The following is a 4,869-nucleotide window of genomic DNA, read 5'->3' as shown; positions in this document are numbered from 1 at the left end:
CACTGATCAGAGCAATATTTACCCGCCAGTTGAATCCTGCATACTTTGTAACTGGTTCCATAAAACATCCCACCTGTCCCAAAATACTTCCTAAAATTACCTCTTCTTTTATTTTCTTTCTAAGATTTCTTCTTACTTTGGCTGTTTTTTTATAAGCTCTATGAACCATCATAGCGTCTTTATCCTTTATCTTTTTCCTCTCCAACTCATATCTTCCCCGTTTTACAACCTTGAAAAATTCAAAGTTTTTCTTACGAAAGCTTTTATCAACTGCTTTTGCGGCTTTTTTCCCTTTTGCTCCCATTCTGGCAGATTTATAATTGTCCCAATACTGCACAAATTCCATAAATTTGGGACCGGTCAGCAAACTCGCATAAGAGGTATTTTCTATCTTTTTAAAGAAAGATTTTTCTGTCTGATTTGCCTGTTTACTATAGTAGGTTTTTCTCTCTTTGCTTAGTCCGGGAAGATGGGTAAACAAAAAAACAATGGCAGTCACTATAACAACAATGGTTATGATCTTTTTAAAAAAGAGCCATAATCTTTCCAGACAACGACGCAACACGCCCTGTATGGTGGGCAGATGATATGCCGGCATCTCCATGATAAAAGGTGCGCTCATCTTGTGCCTAAATATAGTCATACTTAAAATCTTGGCTACGGAAAGAGCTATGATAATAGTAATGGTGGCTATAAAAAACATAACAGTGCCTTTATGTGCAGCAAAGAATATGCCTATGAGAAGCACATAAAGGGGAATCTTGGCCAGGCAGTTCATAAGTGGTGTAATCATGATAGTGGTCATCCTTGCCTTTTCATCCTTTATACCACGGCATGCCATGACCCCTGGTATCGCACAACCACCCATATATAGCCCACCCAATACCAAGGGCAGAATAGATTTCCCGTGAAGACCAAAATGTTTAAAAACACGATCCAGGATAAAAGCCATCCGGGCTATATAGCCTGTATCTTCCAAAATGGCTATTAGGAGAAACAAGATAAAAAAGATAGGCACATAATTTAATACCGCTATAATCCCCTGAATGACCCATACTGGCAGGGCATGAAAAAATGAATCTAAGACAAATCCTGGCCCGGGAAACAGGGAGATGAGAAAATCTCTAAATGCAGCAAGATAAGGATAGGTATAGTTAGTGATGGCATACCCCTGGACTATGGAGAGCCAGTACATAAGATAAAGAATACCAATTAAGATAATCGGTCCGAAAACCCTGTGGCAAACAATGCGATCAACCCTGTCTGTAAAAGTTTTAGCTACCCTTTCCTGCTTAACACAGGCCTTTACAATTTTATCTGCAGTTTTATACCTGTGGTTGGCAATGAATTTTTCTGGCGACTCTCCATATTGGGAGGAAAACTCATTCCTTTCGTGAGCAACAACTTCTAAAATACCCTTATTATTCTTAGCATGCTCCTGAATCAACCTTTGAGCCTCACTATCATTCTCCATTAACTTCACAGCCAACCATCGTATAGGGTAACTCTCCACAAGAGCTAAATCCTGTGACAATTGCCGTTCCAACCGTCCTAAAATAGGTTCTAACTTCTCTCCATAATCAACGCGAAAAGAAGTGGTCACAGATTTTTTGTAAATATCCGATATAGCCCCTTTTAGCTCCTTCCTTCCTTTACCTTTATTTGCAACTGTGGGAATTACAGGAACCCCTAATTGCTGGCTCAATTTAGCAGTGTCAATCTTAAAACCTCGTCCATTAGCCATATCCAGCATATTTAAATCAATAATTAAGGGAATACCCATTTCCGCAAGCTGAAATGCCAAATATAGATGCCGCTCTAAATTAGAGGCATCCACTACATCAACTACCATTGCAGGTTTTTCATGGAGTAAAATATCCCTCGCTATTCGTTCTTCTAAGCTGTAGGAGGTAAGACTGTAAGTTCCGGGAAGGTCAATTAGTTCAATTTTTAATCCCTTAAAACTGTAATAGCCTGTTTTCTTTTCCACCGTTACACCAGGATAATTCGCCACATATTGTCTTGCCCCGGTAAGCATATTAAAAACAGTAGACTTACCCGAATTGGGCTGACCTGCTACAGCTACCTTTATCCTCTTGGCTTTTTTCATAACAGGTTTACCTCTACTCCTCTTGCCTCAGAATGACGCAGGGCAAGAATAAATCCTCTTAATTTAACATCAACTGGATCCATTAAAGGTGCATTACGAACAACCTTTATTTCCGTTCCTGGGGAAAACCCCATATCTAACAGTCTTTGTCCCACAATACCTTCTGCAGTTACCCTTATAACGCGACATTCCCGACCAGGTTTTAATTCATCCAAAGTCATCGTTTATTGTTCCTCCTCATAATCTATTGAATCAACCATGATTTTTTTAGCCATACCGAAACCTATCATCAGACGGGTTTCCCCGCATGCAATCAATAAAGGTCCTCTTCTGATTGAACTGATTACCTCAACCTCTGAACCTATATTAAGACCCATATCTATCAGGTGTCCTTGTAAGCCCCTACCTGCTAATAAAGAAACGATTCTTACCTTCTTGCCCGGGAAAACTGTAGCAAGTGGCACAATTTTTAACCTATCTACATCATCCTCTAACTTAACATCCATCTCCATCTCCATCCATTTTAATTTAGTTTAACCAACTCTTGTTAGATGAAACTAATTATATAAAATATATCTTACTTGTCAAGTCACAAATCTTTGATTTGAGCTTGCAAGCATCTTCGATGTTTGTCAAGCCACCAAATTGCCTCGCTAAAAATCTATATGGCAATCAAAGATTGCCGTAGAAATCGAAGGTTTTTAGGAAAATGACCGTCTCTTTAAAAAAGAAATAAGGTGCTTGATTCTCCTTATGTGGAAATGGTAAGCTGAATTACCATACCAATGGTAAACAGAAATACCATAGTAAAGGTAAATAGAATCCCTTTTCAGGAAGACTCTTGTAAGGTTTATAAAAACTTTACAGAAGCGGGCTTAAGCTTTACATATTTGCTGCAGTTCTTTCTGCAAGTAGGTATAAATATGTAATTTTTCAGGATCATCCATTTAAAACAACCGAAGTTATTTATCATCTGCTTAACTGTTATGACTATTTCGGAGGCACAACAGAGGAACTGGTTGTTGACCAGGACAAACTGATGGTAGTAAGCGAAAATGCAGGGGATATAATCTATACTGATGATTTTAAGTATTTTATTGAAGAGCAAGGAATAAGAATGTATGTCTGCCGGGCTGCAGATCCTGAAACAAAAGGCAAGATTGAAAACCTGGTAAAATATGTAAAAAACAATTTTCTGTGTGCAAGAGATTTTAAGGCTGTGGATGAGGCGAATGAAAGTGTGTACATGTGGCTTAAAAGCCGTGCAAATGGGAAAATATCTCAGGCTACAAAGCAGATACCTGCAGTAATCATTGAAAAGGAAAGAGAGAAATTGCGGCCTGCCCGCAACTCCATATTCAGGAAAGACTCCCTTTTGGGGAGAGAAGATAGAACAGTAAACGATAAAGCCTGTATATCAGTAGATGCATGCAGGTATCAGCTGCCCTTAAAATACAGGAACAAAACGGTTGAGATTTATGTCACCAAACACAAGCTTTTCGTCTTTGATCTGTACACGGGAAAAGAGATAGTCGAATATGGTCTTTCTCCTATTCCCGGGAAAATGATAAGCAAAAGGGAGTACAAGAGGGAAAGGGAGAAGACAGCACAGGAGTTGAAAGCCTTTGTTTCTGAGATGTTCGAGGGGGAAAACTGGAAGAGATTCACGGAGAGGAATTTTAAGACTTTCTCAAGATATGTTAGGGACCAATGCCTGGAGGCGAAAAGATACTTTATGGCGGAGGATATCGACATTGTTATTCTCAATAAGGCTCTGGAATACTGCCTGGAGAATGATACACTGAGTTTTGCAAACCTGAATGATACCTATGCCTATTATAAGCAGGAGACAGGTGCCTCAGAAAACATCTTTCAGGAAATACAACCTATGGCCAGGGAATATCATGAACCTTTAAAGGTCAATAAGAGGAACTTATCCGCATACAAAGAGCTTATTAGTAAAAGAGAGAGGGCAGTCACATGAAAGCATATGAACAGACTTTGAACTTTGTAAATACACTGAATTTAAAAGGCATAGGAAATAGTCTTGATGAAATAATAAATGATGCGGAAATAAAGAAAGATTCCTATATTACCTTTCTTAATACATTATTTACTACTGAAATATCTTACAGAATAAAACGCCGGGTAGAGAGAAACATGACTGGTGCTCATTTCCCTGTCATAAAGAAAATAGACAATTTTGATTTCGGCAGGGTCAAAGGGATAGGAAAATCGGAAGTGGTAAATTTACTTGACTGCCGATGGATAGATAACAGATGATCATAGACGAGATAGGCTATACCCCTATTGAGAAACGTGAGGCTAATCTCTTTTTCAACATGATAAGTGAAATGTATGAAAAGTTATCAATAATAGTCACATCTAATAAAAGTTTCGACTCCTGGGCTGAAATGATGGGCGACAGTGTAATGACTACAGCGCTGCTGGACAGATCATTACATCATGCCAGGGTTTTCACCATGGATGGAGAATCTTACAGAATAAAAAATAAAAATAAGGAGGTATGATCATTTCCGGTTTCAGGTCAATGGTATTTCTATTTACCCAAGCTATGGTATTTTCACTTACCGAGACTATGGGAAAAGTCCTTGCCTTTTACATTTGTGTATGTCTGTGTTCATCCGTGGCTAAATTCTTTCCAGATTCCGCATCAAGTAATGTCACCCCGTACTTGATACGGGGGCGGAATGACACGGAGGCGGGAATTTATAAAGTCGACAAATGGGGGCAAACCT

General features: G+C 38.9%; 5 protein-coding genes and 1 pseudogene. 3 read left to right on the top strand and 3 right to left on the bottom strand.

Annotation, left to right across the window (positions count from 1 at the left end; translation table 11 throughout):
• The 3 genes from feoB to J7J10_03785 all read right to left on the bottom strand — a co-directional run.
• The coding region (gene feoB / locus J7J10_03795; GenBank protein ID MCD6130051.1) for a ferrous iron transport protein B at positions 1 to 2,110 on the bottom strand (2,110 nt) is incomplete at its 3' end.
• Entirely contained in the window at positions 2,107 to 2,331 is a 225-nt protein-coding gene (locus J7J10_03790) for a ferrous iron transport protein A (GenBank protein ID MCD6130050.1), read from the bottom strand. The genes feoB and J7J10_03790, both read right to left, overlap by 4 nt.
• Before the next feature lie 3 nt (positions 2,332 to 2,334).
• Positions 2,335 to 2,616, bottom strand: a complete 282-nt coding sequence (locus J7J10_03785; protein ID MCD6130049.1) for a ferrous iron transport protein A — start codon at positions 2,614 to 2,616, stop codon at positions 2,335 to 2,337.
• Positions 2,617 to 2,996: 380 nt separating this feature from the next.
• Here J7J10_03785 and J7J10_03780 point away from each other — a divergent pair, with 380 nt between their 5' ends.
• From J7J10_03780 to J7J10_03770, 3 genes and pseudogenes are all read left to right on the top strand, one after another.
• On the top strand, positions 2,997 to 4,094 hold the full coding sequence (locus tag J7J10_03780) for a transposase (GenBank protein ID MCD6130048.1): 1,098 nt from the start codon (positions 2,997 to 2,999) through the stop codon (positions 4,092 to 4,094).
• Positions 4,091 to 4,641, top strand: a pseudogene (locus tag J7J10_03775) (ATP-binding protein). Before J7J10_03780 ends, J7J10_03775 begins: the two are co-directional and overlap by 4 nt.
• Positions 4,638 to 4,869: hypothetical protein (locus J7J10_03770; protein MCD6130047.1), on the top strand; the 232-nt coding region annotated here is incomplete at its 3' end. The pseudogene J7J10_03775 and the gene J7J10_03770, both read left to right, overlap by 4 nt.

Source organism: Deltaproteobacteria bacterium, from assembly GCA_021159305.1.
In the GTDB taxonomy this organism is placed as follows: domain Bacteria; phylum Campylobacterota_A; class Desulfurellia; order JAGGSF01; family JAGGSF01; genus JAGGSF01.
Note: the sequence above shows the minus strand (reverse complement) of the source record. Positions and strands in the feature narration are given on the sequence as shown.

Bases quoted from the DNA above. Each gene is read 5' to 3' on its own strand.
- J7J10_03790 (MCD6130050.1), bottom strand. From the start codon at position 2,331: ATGACTTTGGATGAATTAAAACCTGGTCGGGAATGTCGCGTTATAAGG.
- J7J10_03785 (MCD6130049.1), bottom strand. From the start codon at position 2,616: ATGGATGTTAAGTTAGAGGATGATGTAGATAGGTTAAAAATTGTGCCA.